14 protein-coding genes are annotated in these 20,875 nt (G+C 66.8%); 12 read left to right on the top strand and 2 right to left on the bottom strand.

Annotated features, from left to right (window positions below; translation table 11 throughout):
- The first annotated feature begins 39 nt into the window (after nucleotides 1–39).
- From OXU32_14225 to OXU32_14200, 6 genes are all read left to right on the top strand, one after another.
- Nucleotides 40–4,527 (top strand): fibronectin type III domain-containing protein, encoded by a 4,488-nt coding sequence (locus OXU32_14225; GenBank protein MDE0075110.1) that lies wholly within the window; start codon nucleotides 40–42, stop codon nucleotides 4,525–4,527.
- 297 nt (nucleotides 4,528–4,824) lie between these two features.
- Nucleotides 4,825–5,946, top strand: a complete 1,122-nt coding sequence (locus OXU32_14220) for an SH3 domain-containing protein (GenBank protein MDE0075109.1) — start codon at nucleotides 4,825–4,827, stop codon at nucleotides 5,944–5,946.
- A 50-nt stretch (nucleotides 5,947–5,996) separates the two neighbouring features.
- Nucleotides 5,997–7,442: a peptidoglycan-binding protein gene (locus OXU32_14215; protein MDE0075108.1), complete on the top strand. Its 1,446-nt coding sequence runs from the start codon at nucleotides 5,997–5,999 to the stop codon at nucleotides 7,440–7,442.
- Entirely contained in the window at nucleotides 7,439–8,275 is an 837-nt protein-coding gene (locus OXU32_14210; protein ID MDE0075107.1) for a MotA/TolQ/ExbB proton channel family protein, read from the top strand. Before OXU32_14215 ends, OXU32_14210 begins: the two co-directional genes overlap by 4 nt.
- A gap of 3 nt (nucleotides 8,276–8,278) precedes the next feature.
- Entirely contained in the window at nucleotides 8,279–9,268 is a 990-nt protein-coding gene (locus OXU32_14205) for a VWA domain-containing protein (GenBank protein MDE0075106.1), read from the top strand.
- Nucleotides 9,269–10,165, top strand: a complete 897-nt coding sequence (locus OXU32_14200) for a carboxypeptidase-like regulatory domain-containing protein (protein ID MDE0075105.1) — start codon at nucleotides 9,269–9,271, stop codon at nucleotides 10,163–10,165.
- A 219-nt stretch (nucleotides 10,166–10,384) separates the two neighbouring features.
- On the opposite strand, the gene OXU32_14195 is transcribed toward OXU32_14200, so the two are convergent.
- Entirely contained in the window at nucleotides 10,385–10,714 is a 330-nt protein-coding gene (locus tag OXU32_14195) for a hypothetical protein (GenBank protein ID MDE0075104.1), read from the bottom strand.
- Between the two features lie 141 nt (nucleotides 10,715–10,855).
- Entirely contained in the window at nucleotides 10,856–13,168 is a 2,313-nt protein-coding gene (locus tag OXU32_14190) for a response regulator (GenBank protein MDE0075103.1), read from the bottom strand.
- 621 nt (nucleotides 13,169–13,789) lie between these two features.
- On the opposite strand from OXU32_14190, the gene OXU32_14185 reads away from it, so the two are divergent.
- The 6 genes from OXU32_14185 to OXU32_14160 all read left to right on the top strand — a co-directional run bounded on the left by OXU32_14185 (nucleotide 13,790) and on the right by OXU32_14160 (nucleotide 20,838).
- Complete coding sequence (locus OXU32_14185; protein MDE0075102.1) at nucleotides 13,790–14,119, top strand: cytochrome P450; 330 nt, start codon at nucleotides 13,790–13,792, stop codon at nucleotides 14,117–14,119.
- Between the two features lie 50 nt (nucleotides 14,120–14,169).
- Nucleotides 14,170–15,321: a LuxR C-terminal-related transcriptional regulator gene (locus tag OXU32_14180; GenBank protein MDE0075101.1), complete on the top strand. Its 1,152-nt coding sequence runs from the start codon at nucleotides 14,170–14,172 to the stop codon at nucleotides 15,319–15,321.
- Nucleotides 15,322–15,386: 65 nt separating this feature from the next.
- Nucleotides 15,387–17,006 (top strand): leucine-rich repeat protein, encoded by a 1,620-nt coding sequence (locus OXU32_14175; GenBank protein ID MDE0075100.1) that lies wholly within the window; start codon nucleotides 15,387–15,389, stop codon nucleotides 17,004–17,006.
- Between the two features lie 11 nt (nucleotides 17,007–17,017).
- Nucleotides 17,018–17,608, top strand: coding sequence for a hypothetical protein (locus tag OXU32_14170; protein ID MDE0075099.1), 591 nt, complete (start codon nucleotides 17,018–17,020; stop codon nucleotides 17,606–17,608).
- A gap of 206 nt (nucleotides 17,609–17,814) precedes the next feature.
- A complete protein-coding gene (locus OXU32_14165; GenBank protein ID MDE0075098.1) occupies nucleotides 17,815–18,261 on the top strand; it encodes a hypothetical protein in 447 nt (148 codons plus the stop codon).
- Nucleotides 18,262–18,297: 36 nt separating this feature from the next.
- Nucleotides 18,298–20,838, top strand: coding sequence for a leucine-rich repeat domain-containing protein (locus OXU32_14160; GenBank protein MDE0075097.1), 2,541 nt, complete (start codon nucleotides 18,298–18,300; stop codon nucleotides 20,836–20,838).
- Nucleotides 20,839–20,875: the final 37 nt, after the last annotated feature.

Genomic DNA, 20,875 nt, shown 5'->3' with positions numbered 1-20,875 from the left:
CGCGTGCGCGTCTCTCCCAAAGCACAAGGAGACGGCAGGATGATTCGGAACAAGCTTGGTTTGCGAGCCCGCTCCCTCATGGTTGCCGTCGCGGTAGTCTGCTGGCTTCTCTCCGGAGCGGCTGCGCACGGGCTTCACGGTCAGAACACGGTGCCTTCGGCGCCGCAGAACCTGGAGGCGACCGCCCTCACCCCCACCTCCATCTTCCTCCGCTGGGACGCGCCGACCTCGGACGGCGGGAGTAGTATCACCGGCTACCGGATCGAGGCGTCCGCCAACGGCTCCACGGGCTGGATCCCTATCGGCAGCACTGTGACCAACAGCTACACGCATGGCGACCGCGAACCAGGCACCACCCTGTACTATCGCGTCTCCGCGACCAACGCTGAGGGGACTGGAAACCCCTCGAACGTGGTCCCGGGCATCACATCGGGGACCACAGGGGGCACCGGTACAGTGGGAGCACCCCTGAATCTGACGGCGGTCGCGGTCGGGACCGCCATCAACCTCAACTGGGACGTACCGTCCTCGACCGGCGGGAAGACGATCAGCGGGTACCGGGTGGACGTGTCGGCGAATGTCGGCGTCAGTTGGACGCAGCTGACGACTACGACCGCGACCGAGCACCAGCATCCGGGTCTCCCGGTAGGCGTCACCCGCCACTACCGGGTCAGGGCGCTGTACTCCGACAACACCTTGGGGCCCCCGGCGTTCGCGAACGCCACCACGGTGGCGACCGGGGTACCGAGTGCGCCCCGCAATCTGAGCGCAACGGCCGCTGGCTCGTCGGCCATCGACGTGGACTGGGACGTGCCAGCCTCGAACGGTGGGAGTCCAATCACCTCCTACGAGGTTTCCGTGTCCGCGGACGGCGGTGTAAGCTGGGGCCCGCCGCAAACCACGGTCCTGACTGAGTACCAGCACACGAGTCTTGCCGCAGGCGTCACCCGCCATTACCGGGTCAGGGCGAGGAACGCCAACGGCTTCGGGTCCTGGACGTCCGCGGTGAGCGCCACGACGTCGACGGGAACGGCGCCGGGGCCGCCCCGCGCCCTGACGGCGACCGCCGTCAGTTCCTCGGCGATCGAACTGAGTTGGAGCGTCCCGCTGAGCTCGGGCAGCAGCGCGATCATCGGGTATCGGATCGAGCGTTCAAGCACGCGAACCGGCGGATGGAGGGATCTCGAGGACGACACAGGCAACACGCGCACCACCTACCAGGACACGGGCCTCTCGCCGAACACGACCTACTACTACCGGGTCTCGGCGATCAACTCCTACGCGACGGGAATCCCCTCGAACGTCGATGACGCCATCACCCAGCGGGACGTGCCGGATGCGCCCCGGCAATTAACGGCCCGCGCCCGAGGGACATCGGTCATCGAGTTGAGCTGGAGGGCGCCATCGTCCAGCGGGACGGCCCGGGTGACCGGTTACCAGATCCAGTCGTCCAGCACGGGAACCGGCAGATGGAGGGATCTCGAAGACGACACGGGCAACACGCGCACTACCTATGAGGACACGGGCCTCAATCCGAACACAACCCGCTACTACCGGGTCGCGGCGATCAGCGACGCGGGCACGAGTGACTGGTCGAACGTCGACGACGCAACCACCGACGACCTCACCGTTCCGGGCGCGCCCACGGGTCTCACGGTGAACCCGAACAGCGTCAGGGGAAGCACCGAACTCCGCCTCTCCTGGACAGCCCCGGCCTCGAACGGAGGGAGTGCGATCACGGGCTACCGCATCGAGAGGGCTGCCACCCGCAGCGGCCCTTGGAGAATCCACGTGTCCAGCACCGGCAGCGGCACCTGCACCAGGTGCACCTACACCGACCGCGGTCTAAGCCCTAACACAACCTGGTTCTATCGCGTGCGTGCGCTCAACGCCCAAGGGCAGGGGGCTCCGTCGAACGTGGATAACGCCACCACCCTCGCAGCGCCTCCCGGGCCGCCGCAGAACGTGCGTGCGCGCGGGACCGGGCCGGACAGCATCCTCCTCGCATGGGACGCGCCGGCGGCCGACGGAGGGGCGCGGGTTACCGGCTATGCCATCCAGCGGATCGGGCCCAACAACAACTCGTGGATCACCCACCGCACCAACACGGGGACGACGGCAACCACATTCACGGACACGGGACTGCAGCCGGCGACCCGATACCGGTACCGGGTGGCGGCGATCAACAGCGTGGGACGCGGCGATTGGTCGTTCGAGGCGAGCACGAGCACGTACGCCCAAGCTCCCGGGGCACCGGTCGGGCTGACGGCCCGGGAGGTGGGCACCGCACGCATCGACCTGTCGTGGAGTGCGCCCCGCAACACCGGCGGGGCCCCGATCCTCGGCTACCGGGTCGAGGCCTCCGACGACGAGCGCAGGACCTGGCGGATCATCCGTCGCAACACCAGCTCGACGGGGACGACGTTCTCCGACGTGAACCTCCAGCCCGCGACCACACGGTACTACCGCGTCGCGGCGATCAACACCGCGGGGACCGGGCCGTATTCGAACTTCGCAAGCGCGACGACCGAAGCCACCGTGCCGGGCACGCCCCGGAGTCTCGACGCGGACGCCGACGGCACCTCGCGGATCGAGCTTTCCTGGCGAGAGCCCACGAGCGACGGGGGCTCGCGCATCACCGGGTACCGCATCGAGGTGTCCGAAGATGTGGGCGCCAGTTGGGATAACCTGGTGGCCAACTCGCACAACACGCGCACGACCTACGTGCACACGGGGCTGGAGCCGGCCACCAGGCGCCACTACCGCGTCTCGGCGATCAACCGGGAGGGCGTGGGCCGGGCGTCGCGGGCGGCGAGCGCCACGACCGACGCGACCGTGCCCGCCGCGCCCACCGGGCTGACGGCCACCGCGGTCACGTCCACGCAGATCGACCTGTTCTGGCTTGCGCCCGCCTACGATGGCGGCGCCGCCGTCACCGGCTACCGCATCGAGGTCTCGGAGGACGGCGCCGCGTGGACGGATCTGATGGTCAACACCGGTTCGAGGGCCACCACGTTCTCGCACACCGGCCTGCTGCCGGGCAGCACGCGCCACTACCGCGTCTCGGCGATCAACCGGGTGGGCACCGGCGCGGCGTCGGCGAGCGCCTCGGCGGCGACCGACGACCCCATTGGGCGCGCGGGGCGACTGAATACGCGCGTGCTACCGCACGTGGTGGGCGCGATGACCTCGAGCACCGTATCGGCGATCGCGCGCCGCGTCGACGCGGTGGCCAGCGGGATGGGCATGCAGCGGCGCGTGGAGACGAACGGGCTGTCATCCATGGCCGCGAGCCTGTCGTCGCCGGACGCAGGAGGCCTCGGCCTGGCGCAGGGCGACCAGGCCGGCCTCGCCGCCCTCTTCGGCGGCACCTCGTTCACGATGCCTTTGGGCGCCCCCGCCGCGCAGCAGCAGTCCGCGACGGGCACCCAGTTGGCGAGCTGGGGCTCAGGCGAATACCACCACCTCGGCGAACCGGGCCAGAGCACCCTCGACTGGAAGGGCAACATGGTGAGCGCCCACGCCGGCCTGGACGTGCGCGTGGGACCCGACATCCTGGCGGGTGTCGCGGGCTCGTACTCGTCGGGCAGCTTCGACTTCACCGACAAGACCGGCGCCACGCCGGTAACGGGCACCTACGGCACCACCATGGCCAGCGTGCATCCCTACATGGCCTGGTTCTCCGGCGGTGGCGCCGCTTCGGTGTGGGGCTCGGCCGGACTCGGCCGGGGCGACATCGACGTCGACGACGTGCGCGAAGGGTTCCGCACCACCCCCGCGAGCCTGTTGACGGGGGCCGGGGGCGCCAGCTACCAACTGCTCACGCGAGGCACGGCCGGTGTGCGCCTCAAGGCCGAGGGCTGGTACGGCGAGGTCACGGTCGACGGCACCCAGCAGATCGAGGAAGTCACGCTGACCATGCAGCGCGGCAAGGTCGCCCTGGAGCTGATGCAGGCCTTCAGCAGCGACACCGGGAGCGAGACGGCGGTCGTGCTCGAGGGCGGGATGCGCTACGACGACGGCGACGGCATAAACGGCGCCAGCGCGGAAGTCGGCGGCGGGCTGCGCTACACGAACCCGGGATTGGGGCTGACCGCGGAGGGCCGCGGCCGGTTCGTGATCTCGGCGCGCGCCGGCTACGAGGAATGGGGCATGGGTGGCACGCTCATGTTCGACCCGGCGACCCGCGGCCAGGGGCTCTCCATCCGGGTGGCACCGTCGTATGGCAACCACCTGAGCGGGGTGAGCCAGTTGTGGGAGCGCGGGGTGCACGACGCGGTGCGCGGCCACGACCTGGGCATGGGGCCCAACGTGGACGGCGAAGTGGCTTACGGCATCGCCGGCTTCCACGGCACGCCCTATAGCGGCTTCTACCTGGGCCAGGCTGGCACGCGGGCCTTCAGCAGCGGCGTGCGCTACGAGCTCGGCGCGGGTGTCGGGTTGCGCCTTGAAGGGACGCGGCGCGAGAGCGAACTCGGTGCCCCGCAACACACGGTCGGCGTCCGCGGGAGGTTGCAGTTCCGCTAGAGCGGGAGGTTGCAGTTCCGATAAGAAGAGCGCCCCCGCCCGGTTCGCCGGGTGGGGGCGAACTCTTCCTCCGAACCCGACCATGTCACCTCTCCGGGCATCTCGAGAAGCCTGGGCGCAAGTAGCGTTGCGTGATCAGTCACGATAATCTCACGCATATTACCCACCGGATCACTATTATCTCACCTTTATCATTGTACCGTGACGATATGGACGCGACGTTATTTGGAGCGACAATATTGACGGAGGCCATATGATCCCCGTAGCTTGCCACGCTAGACCGATCAGGAGGCAAGCATGTCCCGTCTACCCGTGACCCTTCGCTATCCTATGTGCCGGACAATCCTCACGTTGGCCATCCTGCTGGCCGCAGCCGCCCCGTTACAGTCCCAGCAGGTTCGTACCGTCGCCGATGACACCGCGATTCGACTGGATCCCGATCCCGAGAGCCCGGTCATCGCCACGCTGCCCGCCGGCACGGACCTGAACTGGGTGGGCGAGTCGGGCGGGTGGTACACCGTGTCCTTCACCGGACCGGGAGGGGAGGACCTCCTCGGCTACGTATTGTCCGGCGAGGTCCAGGTGTTGGGCGAGCCGCCGAGTTCCGTGACCCCGCCGCCGGGAGCGCCCGCCCCCCTCCTGCCCGGGGGGATCCCGTCTTCCGGGCAGCTTGCCGGGATTCCCGACGTGGAGCTGCAATACGAAAACGAACGCAATCGCCGATCGTCGGGCCTGAAGAAGATCATCTGGGGAATCGCCCTGATCGGCGCGTCCCGGGCGGCCCTGGACATGATTCCCGCGCTCCAGGTTCCGGAGCCCGAAGACTATGCCACCGCCGACGAGTATCAGTCGGCGCTGGATCGGCGGGACAACGCAGAGACGGGGCGCAGCGTGGTCAGCGGGCTGGGTGGCGCCTTGATCGGATGGGGGGCCATCGAGTTCGGCTGGGGCTGGCGCCGGATGTCCATCCTCGAGGTCGACCTGCCGCGGCAGGGGGAAGCTCCGCTCGAGCAACAGTACGCCGAGGCGAACGAAAGGCGGATGTCGGGGCGCAGCAAGTTTTTCTGGGGCGTCTTTCTGATCGGCTCCTCCTACGCGGCGGTCGAGTACATCCCCGCCCTCGGCGTTCCGGACCCGGAGGAGTATGACGACCCCGACGAATACCAGAGCGCTCTGGACCGGCGGGACCGGGTCGAGACCATTCAGCAGTGGACCATGCTGGGTGCCGGGGCGTTGGGAGCGTGGGGTGGTGTCCAATGGGTGAGGGGGGCGCGCCGCATGACTCAGATCGAAGCCACCGCGCGCATGGCGTCGCTGGACGTACCATGGGCCTCTCGCGACAGCGGCCTGACCCCCGAACTCTTCGTGGGCCGGGACCGGGGCGGACGCACCAATGTGGGACTTCAGTGGACATGGTAGTGGGGATTCCTGCCGATGGATGGTGGACAGCTTGACTTGAGGCCCGGCACGTGAACCGGCGCCGTCTCTTCTACGGCCTTGGCGTGACCGCGATCCTGGCCGGGACGGCCGTGGTGGTCGTTGTTTCTCGCAATACGGCCATGACCCCGGAGGAGCGGGCTCTGGCCGCCGAGACGCAGCTCGACCTCTCACCGCAGACGATCGCCTCCGTGGAGGCCGATCTGATCGCCGAGGGCTTCCACTCGGGAGATGCCGACGGCGTGCTGGAGGAAGAGGCTCGCACCGGCCTGCGCGAGTGGCAGTCGGCCAACGGACTGGCTGCGACCGGCTACCTCGATCGGGCCAGCGTGGCGGAGCTCCTTCCCCTGGGCGAGGCCGCCGAACGCCAGGCCGAGATCGCGCGCGTCGAGGCGGCGGAAGCTGCCCGGCAGGCGCAGCAAGCCGAGGCGGCGGCGCTGGAGCAGGCGCGGCGGAGGGCCGAGGAGGCGGAACGGCTGGCCGCGCAACGGCTCGCGGAGGCACGACGGCTCGCCGCAGCCCAGCAGCGTTCCGAAATCGAGCGGCGCGAGGCGGAGATCCGGGCGGCGGAGCTGGAGCGGGAGGCGGAACTCAGCCGCCTGGAGGCCGAGCGCCAGCGGGCCGAAGCGGAACGCCTGGAGGCCGAGCGGCTTGCGGAGGAGGAGCGCCTGGCCGAGGAGCGCTGCGCCGAGGAAGAGCGCCGCGCCGAGGCCGAAAGACGCGAAGCCGAACTGCTGGCCGAGGCCCAGCGCCTGGCGGAAGCCCAGCGGCAGGCTCAGGCGCGGGCGGAAGCGGAGCTCGGTCCCAGCAGCCTGCTCATGATGTTCGGAAGCGCGCTTTCAGGGACGACCGGACGACTCAACTGGCACCCGAACGAGAACTGGGTTCGTTGGACGGGACTCATCTTCTCCGGCAGCCGCGTCACCGGGATCGATCTGGCCAACCAGGGGCTCAGCGGCACGATTCCCACGATGGTCGCCCGTCTGCAGGATCTCGACTTCATCCGCCTCAGCGACAACTACCTGACTGGAGTAGTCCCCCGGGAGCTGGCAGCCCTCCCGGCGCTCGAGGTCCTTTATCTGGACGGCAACCAGCTTTCGGGTCCGATTCCCCGTGAACTCGGGCGGCTCACCGCGCTGGAGGACCTCTTTCTGGACGACAACCGGCTGGTCGGCCCCATCCCTCCGGAACTGGGAAGCCTGCCCAGGCTCGCGCGGTTGCGGCTGTCGCGCAACGGGCTGTCGGGGGAGATCCCCCCCGAGCTGGCGGCTCTGCGCAACATCGAAGCGCTCCTGCTGAACGACAATGAGTTGACCGGGGAGATCCCGCCGGCCCTCCAGCGGCTATCCGACCTCGAGAGGCTGTCGCTCAGCAACAACCGGCTTACCGGCTGTATCCCCAGGGGACTTTCCCGCTTCGAGTCGACCATCAACCCGCAGCGCGACGGCGTCATCCTGAGAACCTGCATCGTGCAATGAGCGCCGAGATCGGGCCGAACGCAAAGGCCGATGACCGCATTCCGTTTCGGGCCGTCGCGTTCTTCGGTTCCCTCATGGCGGGCATCGTACTCGTGGGGGTGCTCTCCTACGTGTTTCCGGCGGGAGACGACAGCGTCGCCGCCGACCTGCTGATCGACCGCAACACCAACATCTTCCCGTATCCGTTCACCATCCAGAACATCATGTGGCTCGCCTTCTGCGTTGCGGCCGGCGAGCTGGTGGTCCGTCACCTGGCGGGGCAACGGGAGCGAAATCAGATGTTGCTCGGATTGCTGCCGGAGGAGGACAACACGGTCCTTCGGCAGGCCGACCTGGCTCCGATTCTGCGGCGGGTGCACCAGTCCGACCCGGAACGCCGGCACGTACTCCAGCGGCTGCTGACGGGCGCGCTTCTTCAGTTCCGAAGCAGCGGTTCCATCGATCAGGTGCATTCGACCATCAACCTGTCGCTCGAGCTGTACCAGCACGAGGTCGAGATGCGGTACAACATGCTCCGCTACGTCGTCTGGCTCATTCCGACGCTCGGGTTCATGGGCACGGTGCTGGGGATCGCGTTCGCCATGCGTTCGGCGGGGATCATGTTCGCGGGGGCAGGCATCACCGGGGTCGGAATGGGGCCCGAGATGATGCAGCAGATCACCGGCGATCTGGGGGTGGCCTTCTACACGACGCTGCTCGCCCTCCTTCAGTCGGCGGTGCTGATGTTCGCGTTGCATGTGTTACAGGAGCGCGAGGAAGGCGCGCTCAACCAGGTGGGCCAGTACTGCCTGCTCAACCTGGTCACGCGGTTGCGGGAAGAAGGGAGGACATAGGCGATGAAACGACGGAATCGGGAACTCAGCGTCTTCGGAATGTCGTCCCTCGACCTGTTTGCGTCGGCGCTCGGCGCCTTCATTCTCATTTCGGTCATCATCTTCCCCTACATCACCGGCGCTTCGCAGACGACTGCGCCCACCGCCTCGCCGCCGCCGCCCCAGGTGGTCGCCGCGGCCCCGACAACCGAGGCGCCGGCGTGCCCCGTTTGCCCCTCCCTGGCGTCGATCACGGCCCCCGAGCCGCTGTCGTGTCCGGTTTGCCCGACGGTACCGGCCACGGAGCCGATGGAGTGCCCGGTTCAGGCTCCCCTGCAGTGTCCGATCTGTCCGACGCCGGACCCATCGGCCGAGGCGCTCGTGTGCCCGGCGGCTCCACCCGCCATGTACCAGTTTCCCCACCTGGACCTGATCATCGTGTTGGACGTGACCAGCAGCATGGGTCGGCAGGTGGCGTCGCTCAAGACGGAGGTCGGACAGTTGAGCGACCTGCTGAGCCAGCTATCGCCCAGCCTGGGCATCGGCATGGTCGCCTTCGGAGACAGGTCCTGGGAGCGGCCGCTGACCATCTTTCCGCTGCGCCAGATCTCTGGACCGACGCTCAATCGAGCCGCGTTTCGCGGCTTCGTGAACGGTCTCAACGTGATGATGGGCCTGGGAGGCGGGATGAACCTCGATCCCCAGGAAGCCTTCTTGCAGGCGCTCACGGAGGCGACCCGGATGCCGGCACGGCCGGAGGCTCAGCGCCGCGTGATCGTCATGGTGACGGACTACCCGGCCTACCCGGAAGAAGTCAACGCGTCCATCGCGACCGCGGCCAACGTCGCCCAACAGAGCGGCCACCAGGTCTCGACCGTCTATATCAACACCACGGGCGCGCCGAATGCCGAGGCGGAAGCGTTTCTGCAGAGCGTGGCCGCGGCAGGCGGAGGGCAGTACGTGCGGGACGTGGGGGGATCGCTGACAGTGAATCTGCTGCTGTCGCTGCTGTAGGTGTTTAGCGGCCGAGCCCCGCGAGCCCCGGGATGTCCAGCCCGCTGGACGATTCTCCTCTGGCCAGCGCTTCTCGCGCTCACCTGGCCCCACGCGCTCCAGGCCCAGAACGACGAGCGCATCCTGCTCGCAGCCTGCATCGGCGAGCCGGGGAGCGGCGACACCCACGTCTCCGGCATCGTTACGAATTCGGTTACCGGATCCCCGCTAACGGGTGCGCGCATCGAGGCGGTGTCGTCCGGCGGCACGGTCCTCACCGAGACGCACGCGCAGATCGGCGGAGAGTACCGCCTGTGCAAGCTGCCGTCCACGAGGGGACTGACGCTGCGCGCCATCTTCGGCACCAACGAAGGTGTACCGGTGCCCATCCCCGGTCCCGGCCCGCAGTTCATGGATTTGACGGTCCCGGTCTCCGACCCGGTCACCATCATGGGCACGGTGCTGGACAACGCCACTCAGCAGCCGCTGGAGGGGGTGTGGGTGGCTCTCTCCGGCACCCGCTTCTCCACCGTCACCAACGCCGAAGGCAAGTTCAGCTTCCTCGATGTCCCGCCCGGGAACCATGTGTTGGAGTCCAACCAGATAGGGTACGCCTTCCGCGCGGACTCGCTCACTTTTCTCCGACACGCGCTCGGACTGCGCATCGCGCTCTCCGAACAGGCAATCCCGCTGAACCCGATCACGGTCACCGGAACGCGCGACCGGAATGCCCTCCGCGACGCGGAGATCGCGCGAATCGGGAATCCCTTCGCCAGCCGGTTCGAGGGGATCACGCCGTCGGAAGTGGATGAAATGCGGCCACAAGCTGTCGATGCCCTTTATCTGATCGAGCATATGATACCGAGCATCAGGATCGTCTACGGGCGAGGGGCGCCTTGCGTGGAGCGGACTCGATGAAGGAATACTCGAGGATGCCAACAAATCGCCGTGTACGTGGACGATATACATATGCCCGATCCAGGTGACCTCCGGTCTCTCGTGTTACCGAGCGATATCTCTCACATGCAGTTCATGCCCCCGCTTGACGCGCTTGCTCGCTATGGACGCACGGCCGAGAACGGCGTGTTGTTGATCTATACCCGGTAGGGGCTCCAGGCATTCACCCTTTCGGAGTCATCACTCCTGGGTGGCGAGCAGGGACGGGAAATCGGGGTCGATCACACCGCGCAACTCAACTCTCAACGTCATCAGGTCGCGGTGGATCGCATCGGTCTTGCACTCCAGGCGATCCAATCGCTTCTCGATCGGCTGAAGTTCCTCCCGAAACATCGGCCGAACTTCTTCCTGAATCAGAGGTCGAACTTCCTCCCGGATGATCGGCCGAACTTCCTCCTGAATGATCGGCCGAACCTCCTCGCGGATGATCGGCCGAACTTCTTCCCGAATCATCGGCGGCACTTCTTCCCGGATCACCCGCCTGATCGCCTCGAGAGCCTTTTCGTCCACCTTTTTTCTCCCCTTGGCCGCGTCGTCGCGTTCCCCGAATCTGGCGCGCAACGCCCGAAACCGCCACGGAACGGGGCCGGCAGCGCAGCGCCCGTGAATCTCGCCGTTGCAACCGGGCGAGACCATGGTGAAATGAGTCCGCTAGCCGCCCATGCGGTAGCCGACCCCGCGCTCGGTCAGGATGTAGGTCGGGTTGGCCGCGTCGTCGCCGAGTTTCTGGCGGAGCTTCTTCGCAAAGGTGCGCACCGGGCCCGGGTTGCCCCCGCCGCGCCGGCCCCACACCTGGCGCAGCAGCCGGTTGTAGGTGACCACTCGCCCGGCGTTGCGCGACAGCACGCGCAGCAGCTCGTACTCCGTCGCGGTCAGCTTGACCTCGCGGCCTGCCATGGTGACCCGGCGCTGGTCGTATTCGATGTTGAGTTGGTCCAGTACGAAGGGCGTGGGCTGGGCCTGCCGGCGCAGCGCCGCCCGGACCCTGGCCACGAGTTCCGTCGGCGAAAAGGGCTTGACGATGTAGTCGGCCGCCCCGAGTTCAAGCGCCTTCGCGATGGTCTCGTCCCTGCGGTAGCCGGAGATGAAGATGACCGGCAGGTCGGCGAGCTCCGAGGTCCGCTCCATCAATTCGATGCCGTCCGTGCCGGGAAGGATCAGGTCGAGAAGCACAAGGTCGGGCTGCTCGGTCAGGATCAGGTGCGACAGCTCCTGCGGGTCGCCCGTCATCACCGCGGCGTAGCCGGCCGTTGCCAGACCGTCGCGGACGAAGCGCAGCATCAGCGGGTCGTCGTCGACCACGAGTACGCGCGTGGACTCGTGTCGCTCGGAGGCCGGCCGCCTGTAGCTGTCTCGGGAATCGGCCGTCGCGTCCCCGGCCACCGGGAGGGTGAAGGTGAAGCGCGCGCCCATGCCCGGGCCTCCGCTTTCGGCGCGAATCCGTCCGCCATGTGCTTCCACGATGCCTTTGCAGATCGCCAGCCCCAGCCCGGTGCCTCCGGCAAGGCCGACGCGCTTCTGGAAGAGGTGCGGGAGCCGCTCGGGCGCGATCCCCCGTCCCTCGTCCGAGACCGATACCGAGAGGTGCGTGCCGTCGCGCGCCGCCTCCACCCGGATCGGCGACGACTCCGGGGCGTACCGCCCCGCGTTGGCGAAGAGATTGATGAGCACCTGTACGATGCGCTCGGGGTCGGCCATCGCCCGCGGAAGGTCCGGCGGAAGGTCGATGAGGACCGGGTGCCGGCCTCCACCGCTCAAGAAGGTGGTCCGGGCCTGATCCACGAGCGAGGCCACGTTGGAGGGCTCGGGTGCTACGGTGAGCGTGCCTGCCTCGATGCTTCCCGCGTCCAGCAGGTTCGCGATGAGGCCCCTCATGTGGTTGGCCTGGCCGTTGATGAGGCGGAAGAACTGCAGCATCTCGGCCCGGGACGGGACCGGAGAGGCCTCGAGCACGGTTGCGGCCGAACCCTTGATGGAGGTGAGCGGGGCGCGGAGCTCGTGGCTCACCATGCTGAGGAAGTCCGCCCGCTGCCGCTCCAGTTCGTCGAGCGGCGCCAGATCCTGCAACGTGACCACGACCGAGACGACCTCCCCCGACTCGGAATGGATCGGGGTCGCGTTGACGAGCGTCCGCACGCTCCGGCCGTCGGGCACTGAAAGCTCGATCTCTTCGGCGCGCGTCGTCCTGGCGCCCTCGAGCTGCCGGGCCAGCGGGAGCTCCGCGAGCGAGTACTCCCGCCCGTCGGCGTGCCGGCACGTCATCACCTCCAGGAGCTGCTCCGGCGGACAGCCCGGGGTGCGGATCTGCTCGCCGATCCGCTGCGCTTCCCGGTTCAGCGACATCACACGCCCCGTCTTTGCGTCGAACACCGCCACGCCCACCGGCGTGGTTTCCACCAGGGCCTCCAGGTCGGCGCGGGCCCGCTCGACATCGCGGTGGGTGCGGGCATTCGCGATCGCCGTGGCCGCCTGCGAGGCGAAGAGGGTGAGAATCTCCTCGTCTTCGGCCGTGAACGCCTCGCCGTTTCTCTTCTCCCCGAGGAAGAAGTGACCGAGATGCTCGCCCCGGTGGTGCATCGGCGCTCCCTGAATCGTCCTCGGAATCCACGGCGTCGGGTGGAAACCGCGCGACCGGAGGTGACCGGGGAAGTCGGAAAGCCGAAATGGCTCCAGATGGTCCCGAAGATGCTCGAAGAGCCGCAGCCCATCGGGCCACGCCGTCATCGTCCTCTGCTTGTCGAGAGCGAAGCCGGAGGTCAGGAAGTCCCGAAGCTGCCCCTGCTTGTCGACCGTCGTGATTACGCCCAGGCGCGCGGCGGTCAGCGCGCGGGCGCTGTCGACGACCTCCTGCAGCACGTTGGCCAGGTCGAGGCTTGAGTTGATGCGCAGGACGGCACTGCTGAGCCGAACGAACCGGTCCCGCAATTCCCTGTTCCGGCGTCTGAGTTCGTTGACATCATTCACGCGGCGTCTCCCTCTCCCACATAAGACATGAAATCAACATAAAATTAATACATCTGTACACGTTTTAAACATATCAATTCCTCTAGATTAGAGGAATGTTCCGAGTTCCCCACGCGGTACAATCGGCGGTTGCCGGCGCGCTGGTCCTGCCCGAGCGCTGGAAGCACGGGATTGCATACAACCCGCTCTCACCCCGGACCGTGCGGGATCCGTACCCCGCCCTGGCGGCCCTCCGCGCCAGGGCGCCGGTGCACCGCAGCCGATTGTTGAACGCCTGGGTGTTCACGCGCCATGCCGATGTGGAGCTCATCCTGCGCGACCACCGACGCTTCGGCAACGACCCGCGCGAGGACACGCTCTCGCCCCTTCAGCGCGTCATGCTGTCGCCCGCGCACGAGTTCTCGATGCTGGTTCTGGACCCGCCGGACCACACGCGGCTCCGAGCTCGCGTCCGCGACGCATTCGCCCCCCAGGCGGGCAACGCGCTCGAATCACGCATCCGCGGTACAATCGGGACACTGCTGGACGACATTGGCGACCTGTCTTCGTTCGATCTGATGGCGGCCGTGGCGCGCCCCCTGCCCCTGATGGTCATCGCCGGCGTACTGGGCCTTCCGACGGGTGCTCGTCGACTGCGAGGTAAACGGCTCTCCGTTGCGGAAGCGCGACAACGTCGTCGCTCTTACGGGGGCCACCAACCGGGATCCGGAAGTGTTCGAGAATCCGGACCGGCTCGACCTCGGGCGCGACCCGCGCGCCCACCTGTCGTTCGGGAGCGGGATTCACTACTGCCTGGGCGCTCCGCTCGCCCGCCTGCAGGGGCGCATCGCAATCGAGATGCTGCTCGAGCGGTTCCGGTCGATCCGCCTGCTTGGGGACCGTCCGCGTTATCGCCCGAGCGTCATTCTGCGGGGGCCCGAGTCCCTGCAGGTGCGCTGCCTCAGGGCGTGAGGACGAGCGCATCGACGTCGGACCAGCCACTTGTGACGCAGGGAGGCGAGATGGCTTCGCAAGATCAGTTCGAGCGTGTCCTGGAGAAGCTGTATCAGGCGGCGCTGCAGGATGCCGACTGGGTCTCGGGGGCCGCCATCATCCATGAAATGGTCCGTACAAACGGCCATAGCCTGACGTTCGTGGATCTCGGTTCGGGGGCGGAGCCCGAAATCTACCTGTCCGAGTTCTTCGTAGGCAGCGAGCGCAGAGACGATCTTCAGCAGCAGTACTTTCACGACTACTACTGGCGCGACGAGGCAATTCCGCGGCTATACGGACTTCGCGATCGCGAGTTGGTCCACAGGTCCCATCTCTATTCCGACGAGGAGAAGAGAACGTCCGCCACATACAACGAGTTTCGGCGCGTCCACAAGACGCAGGACGGGCTGTTCATGGCGCTCGACGGAGGGAACGGGCTGGCGGTTGTCCTGTCCTTCGGCGACTCCACCGAGCGCGAAGGCTGGGGGCACGATCAGATCCGGCTCATCAGGCGTCTCGCGCCTCACATACGTCAGATCGCCCGCGTGCGACGCGCGATGGCGGACGCCGGGGCGCTGGGCGCATCACTTGCCGAGCTACTCGAGAACCGGCAATCGGGGTTCATGCAGCTCGATCGCCGAGGGCGCATCCTGGAGGCGAATGAACCGGCCCGGGAAATCCTGCTGAAACGCGATGGTCTCTGCGACGAGGATGGCGTGCTGGCTGCCCGCATCAAGGACGAGGACGCGCAGTTGAAGCGCTTGTTGGCGCGGGCTCTACCTCCGTACCGCGTTCATGGCTCCGGCGGCTGGATGAAGGTCACGCGCAGGAAGGTCAAAGCTCCGCTGATCGTGGAAGTCCATCCGGTTCGGAGGATGGGCGCGGGCCACCGGGTCCTGGCGGTCGGCGCGCTGGTGCTCGTTGTCGACCCGGCAAGGCGACCCCGGGTCGATCCGGAGCTGGCCGCCGAGGTGCTGGGGCTGACGCGCACTGAGGCGCGCGTGGCCGTGGCACTGGCGGCCGGCCGGACCATAGCCGACATCGCGGGCGCGCAGGGTTGCGCGCAGAGCACCGTGCGCATGCACCTCAAGCGGGTGTACCGCAAGCAGGGGATTCACAAGCAAACCGAGCTCGTGCGACGGATCATGTCGCTGGAAGGCTTGCGAGGCTCGTCCCGCTAACCGGCGGCGGGAGACCGGGCGGGGTTCCCAAAACAGGGAATGGCGGGGCTGCACCTGCCCTTCACATGCTCGTTGAACGGAAGGCCGCGATCGCGGGCGGCAAGTCTTCCCTCGGCAACGATGTCATCAGGACCATGCGCTTTTCGAGTCCGCCCATCCCCTCTTGCCGGCGCCGCCTGGCCCATTCGGTCGTGGCCTTCGCCACAGTCTGCCTGACCGCCTGCGGCGGCGAGGAAGCGCCGACCGAACCCGAGCCCGCCAACCAGGCCCCGGAGGCTGTGGGCACGATCCCCGACCAGACCGTTGCGGAGGGCGAATCCGCGGTGGTGAACCTGTCGCTCTACTTCAGCGACCCGGACGGGGACGAACTTACCTATGAGGCGTCATCGAACGACCCCGCCGTCGCGACGGCTAGTGTGTCCGGCAGCGCCCTGACCATCTCCGGCGTGGCCGTGGGGAGGGCGAGGGTCACCGCGAGCGCGACGGATGGGAGCTTGTCGGCCCGGCAGGTCATCTTCGTATCGGTCGAATCCACGGCCGCGGGCATCTGTGGGCGGACCGAGCAGGTCGTGGCCGCCATCCTGGGCAGAATCCGCGACGTTTCCGACTGCGCGCTCGTCACCGAAGCCCATCTGGCCGCCATCGACGGCCGCATCGACCTCGGCAGCAGCGGAATCACCTCGCTCAAGCCGGGCGACTTCGCCGGGCTGTCCTCGCTGAGGGAACTCACGATCACCGACAACCCCCTGACCGTTCTCCAGGACGAGATGTTCGCCGGACTGCGCTCGCTCGAGACGCTGTGGCTGTTCAACAACCGCCTCATCACCCTGCCGAGGGCAGCGTTCTTCGAGCTTTCGGAGCTGACGGAACTGAGGCTGACGAACAATCTGCTGTCGAGCCTCGAGGAGGGCATGTTCATCGGATTGGCGACGCTTCAGAGCCTCCATCTGAATGGCAACCGGCTGACCAGCCTTCCGGACCGCGTGTTCGCCGGAATGCCCGTGCTGGAAGAAATGCACCTGGCCCGGAATCAGCTCCGCAGCATCACCAGAGAGGCCTTTTCCGGATTGCCCCTGCTGAGGCGACTCTTCCTGTACGAGAACGGGTTGGAGGCCGACGGTCTGCCGGACGGGGTCTTTGCCGACCTCATTTCGCTGTGGTTCCTCGATCTGGCGAAGAATCAACTGACCGAGCTCTCGGGCGGCGAGTTTTCCGGCCTCGGCTCGCTGGGGAGCCTCGACCTCTCCGAGAATCTCCTGACCAGCCTGCCGGAGGGAGCGTTCGCCGGGATGTCCCGCCTGTTCTCGCTCTGGCTGCACGACAATCCCGTGGATCCGCTGCAGCTCGTCGTTTCGCTCGAATCGGCCGGAGAGGGCCGCTTCAGGGCCAGGGTGCACACCGGCGCCCCGTTCGAGATGATCCTTCCCATCAACGTCGCGAACGGCAACATGGACGGCGGGAACAGCGTCACGATCGCCCGTGGCAGCGTGGAGAGCCGGGTCGTGACCGTCACCCGGACGGCCGGTACGACAGGTGCCGTGACGGTGGATCTGGGAGCGCTTCCCGGCCTGCCCCCCGGGCGATACGCCGACGACCGGGGTGCCTACCATCGGGGCTACGAGCTTGCAAGGTCCGCCGATCTGCCACTGCAGGTGTTTCCGGCGGCGTCGGCCAACCAGAGGTAGCGGAGGAAGCCATGAAGTCATCACATGCTCGTGCTGCAGCGTTCGCGACGATCGTTCTGCTGTTGGTCACCTTCACTTCCGTGTTTGCCCAGAACGCGGGTGATCGCGTCCGCGTGGTCGTCGCCGGTGACACGTTGACGGGAGATGTCACCGAAGCAAGTGAGACGGGATTCACGGTGACTCTCCTGACAGGTGCATTCTCCGGATTCACGCGAGTCGAGGAGGTCGAGTACGGGCAGGTCGAGAGCCTCGAAGTGAGAACCTGTTGCATGGACGGCGCACGGCTGATCGCCGTCGGAGGCGGTCTGCTGCTGGGGTGGGCTCTGGGAGAGTTCACCAATGACGAAACGTGCTCGGAGGCGTTTATCCTGCTCCCATTCCCTACCGTGTCCGAAACTTGTACCAGAAAGGGCAACAACGAGCTGTGGGGAGGCCTCATCGGCGGAGCGGCCGGCCTGGCCGTGGCAATGACCGTTCTCACCGAAAGGTGGGAGGTCATCCCGCACGGGGATCTCGGCGGGGTATCGCTTGCTCCATTGGCGGGCCTGCGGCCCCGTTACGGAGGAACCACCATGATTCTGGGGACGCGGGTTCGCTTCTGAGCCGGCCGCGCCCGTCTATCACGTCCACGGGAAACACGAGCCTGTTCGCTTCGGTGAAGGCCACGACCGGAAGGATCAGCATGACATGCCAGGATGCCATCGGATCCGCCGCTGCAATCATCGCCGGCCTGTGCCTCTTCGCCTGTGGCTCACTGACAGCTCAGGATGTCGGCAATCGTGTCCGTGTGACCATCGCCGGAAGCATATTGACAGGCGACATTGTCGAGACGAGCGACGCCGGGTTCACCCTGGCGCTTTCGGAGGAGGAACTCCGGGACGTGTCCAACATGGAAGTCGACATGCTTGAGGTAAGGACCTGTTGTGTCGACTACGCCTGGGCCTTTCCGACTTTGGGCGGAATACTGGTGGGAGGCCTCGTGACGGCTTACGCGAGCGATGACGTCGTCTGCACGGAAACCACGTTCCTTTGGTTCAGCGACGAGTCCTGTGAAATAAAGGGCAATACCTTCTGGTGGGGCGCCCTCGGAGGGGGCGCGGCGGGCCTCGTCGTGGGACGGATGTTCCTGCGGGAAAAGTGGGAGACGATCCCGATCCCCGGCCGGAGCGGTGCGATGCTCAGTCCCCTGGTGGACATCGGACCCGACCGCAATGGAAATGCCGGCATGATTCTGGGACTGCGCATTCGTTTCTGAGGAGAGCCCTCCCGCCGACAATGGGGCGCTAGTTTGATGCCAACGAGCCGAGCGACCGCTTTCGCGACCCCGGCCATGGCCGTTGCCGCGATCACCATGCTGGTGCTGTCCTGTGGCGATGGCGCTGTCGAACCGGCCCCTCCCCCGACTCCCATGGCCACCACCGTAACGGTCACCCCGGATTCGGCGGCACTGACCGCTCTCGAGGAAACGGCCCGGTTCACCGCCGAGGTACGTGACCAGAACGGCCAGGTGATGGCGGGGGCTGCGGTTGCGTGGACGAGCAGCGATGCCTCGGTGGCGCCCGTGGACGCGTCCGGGCAGGTGACGGCGGCCGGGAACGGGAGCGCGACGATCACGGCAACATCGGGGTCGGCCTCGGGCACGGCGGCGGTGACGGTGGCCCAAGTCGTGAGCGCGGTCGTCGTGTCGCCAGCGGCGGACACCCTGGTGGCGTTCGGGGACACGGTGCGTCTGGTGGCCGAGGCAACCGACGCGAACGGTCACGGCGTGACGGATTCCGAGTTCTCGTGGTCATCGAGCGACACGCTGGTGGCCCGGGTGGACGACCAGGGGCTGGTCGAGTCCATTGCCGAGGGTGACGCAGTGGTGACGGCCACGGCGTCGGATGTGACGGGTGGGGCCGAACTGAGCGTGGTGCCTCCATTGCCGACAGACATTGCAGTCAGTCCCGATTCAGTGCTGCTCACGGCGCTCGGGCAGACGGTGCAACTGGCGGCCGAGGTGCGCGACCAGGCCGGGCGCGTGATGGCCGGGGCCGTTGTGTCGTGGTCGAGCGGCGACACGCTGGTGGTCGTCGTGGACTCGGCCGGACTGCTGATGGCCGTGGACGCCGGAATCACGACGGTAACAGCGGCGTCGGGCGACGTGTCGACCGCGGTGGTGGTGACGGTGGCGCAGTCGGCAGGGGACCGCGTGGCCCTGGTGGCCCTCTACGAAGCGACGGACGGGCCGAACTGGATCGACAACGAGAACTGGCTCACCGACGCGCCGTTGAGGGAGTGGCACGGCGTAGACACCGACGCCTCCGGGCGCGTGGTCCGGCTGCGACTCCGAGGTCGCTGGGACTCGGAAACGCGGGTCTGGATCCCGCACGGCCTCTCCGGTTCGATCCCGCCGGAACTCGGCAACCTCGGGAGCCTGAGGGAGCTTGATCTCCGCAACAACGATCTGACCCGTTCGATTCCGCCTGAACTGGGCGGCCTGGCGAGCTTGGAGTACCTTAACCTTACGCGCAACCGATTCTCAGGTGCGATCCCGCCCGAATTCGGCGACCTCGGGAACCTCAGGCAGCTTTATCTCGGCCGCAACGATCTGACCGGCCGGATCCCGCCCGAACTCGGCAACCTCGCCGACCTCGAGCGGTTGGACCTCAACAGTAACAAACTCAGCGACCGTATCCCGGCTGAATTGGGTCAGCTCGCGAATCTGACCGACTTGTCTCTCGGAGGTGCGCCCGGAGGGTTCGGGGGCAACGAACTGAGCGGTCCGATTCCCACCGAACTCGGCAACCTCTCCAGGCTCACGCGCCTGTGGCTCGGTAACAACGACCTGACCGGCTCGATTCCAAAGGAACTCGGCAACCTGGCCAGGCTTACCCAGTTGTCGCTTGGCGGCAACGACCTTTCCGGCCTGATTCCGCCGGAGCTGGGCAATCTGGCCAGCCTGGAGGTGATCGCCCTGTGGCGCAACAACCTGACGGGTCCGATTCCGCCGGAACTGGGGCAGCTCGCCAGTCTGACCAACCTGTCGCTCGGCGGTAACTCACTCGACGGTTCGGTCCCGCCGGAGCTGGGCAACCTCGCGAATCTGACGGAGATGTACCTGTGGGGGAACAATCTGTCCGGACCGATCCCGAGCAGCTTTCTTCAGCTTGGCCAACTCCGCGTATTGAGCTTGGGCTCCAGTACGCAACTCTGCACGCCGGGGACGGCGGCGTTTGTCGAGTGGCTGCGGAGCAAGAAGCTCGACGGCGGACCGGCAAACTGTAACGCGGCGGATGTGGCCGTACTCACCTCGCTGCACGAAACGACGGGCGGCGCAGCCTGGGCGGACAATGCCGGTTGGCTGGAGGACCAGGCCTTGGAGAATTGGTACGGCGTCACTGCCGATTCCATCGGTCGGGTGACGACGCTGGATCTGACCCGGAACGGACTCACCGGACAACTGCCCTCACGGCTCGGCGAACTGTCCCGCATGAAGGAATTGCGCATCGGCGACAATCCGCTTACCGGCCGGCTGCCGCTCTCATTGGCGCGGCTGCCTCTACGTGAATTCCACTACGGGGACACGCAACTGTGCGCGCCTGTCGAGTCGGACTTTCAGACCTGGCTGGATGCCATTACGTCGCACCAGGGTACCGGCGTCGAATGTACGCCCGTGTCGGATCGCGACGTCCTTGAGACGTTCTATCGTGCGACGAGCGGACCGGATTGGATTGACAGCGAGAACTGGCTGACCGATGCCCCGTTGGACGAGTGGTACGGAGTCGAAACAGACGAATCCGGGCGTGTGACGGGTCTTCAACTCGCCGGCCGGTGGGACAGCGCTCCGTGAACCAAGAGTATCAAGGTAAGGAATCGTCTAAGTTCAA

The sequence above is a fragment of the Gammaproteobacteria bacterium genome (assembly GCA_028819075.1).
In the GTDB taxonomy this organism is placed as follows: Bacteria; Gemmatimonadota; Gemmatimonadetes; order Longimicrobiales; family Gaopeijiaceae; genus BD2-11.
This window is presented reverse-complemented; position numbering and strand designations above follow the sequence as displayed.

Bases quoted from the DNA above. Each gene is read 5' to 3' on its own strand.
- OXU32_14225 (MDE0075110.1), top strand. From the start codon at position 40: ATGATTCGGAACAAGCTTGGTTTGCGAGCCCGCTCCCTCATGGTTGCC.
- OXU32_14220 (MDE0075109.1), top strand. From the start codon at position 4,825: ATGTCCCGTCTACCCGTGACCCTTCGCTATCCTATGTGCCGGACAATC.
- OXU32_14210 (MDE0075107.1), top strand. From the start codon at position 7,439: ATGAGCGCCGAGATCGGGCCGAACGCAAAGGCCGATGACCGCATTCCG.
- OXU32_14205 (MDE0075106.1), top strand. From the start codon at position 8,279: ATGAAACGACGGAATCGGGAACTCAGCGTCTTCGGAATGTCGTCCCTC.
- OXU32_14180 (MDE0075101.1), top strand. From the start codon at position 14,170: ATGGCTTCGCAAGATCAGTTCGAGCGTGTCCTGGAGAAGCTGTATCAG.
- OXU32_14175 (MDE0075100.1), top strand. From the start codon at position 15,387: ATGCTCGTTGAACGGAAGGCCGCGATCGCGGGCGGCAAGTCTTCCCTC.
- OXU32_14170 (MDE0075099.1), top strand. From the start codon at position 17,018: ATGAAGTCATCACATGCTCGTGCTGCAGCGTTCGCGACGATCGTTCTG.
- OXU32_14160 (MDE0075097.1), top strand. From the start codon at position 18,298: ATGCCAACGAGCCGAGCGACCGCTTTCGCGACCCCGGCCATGGCCGTT.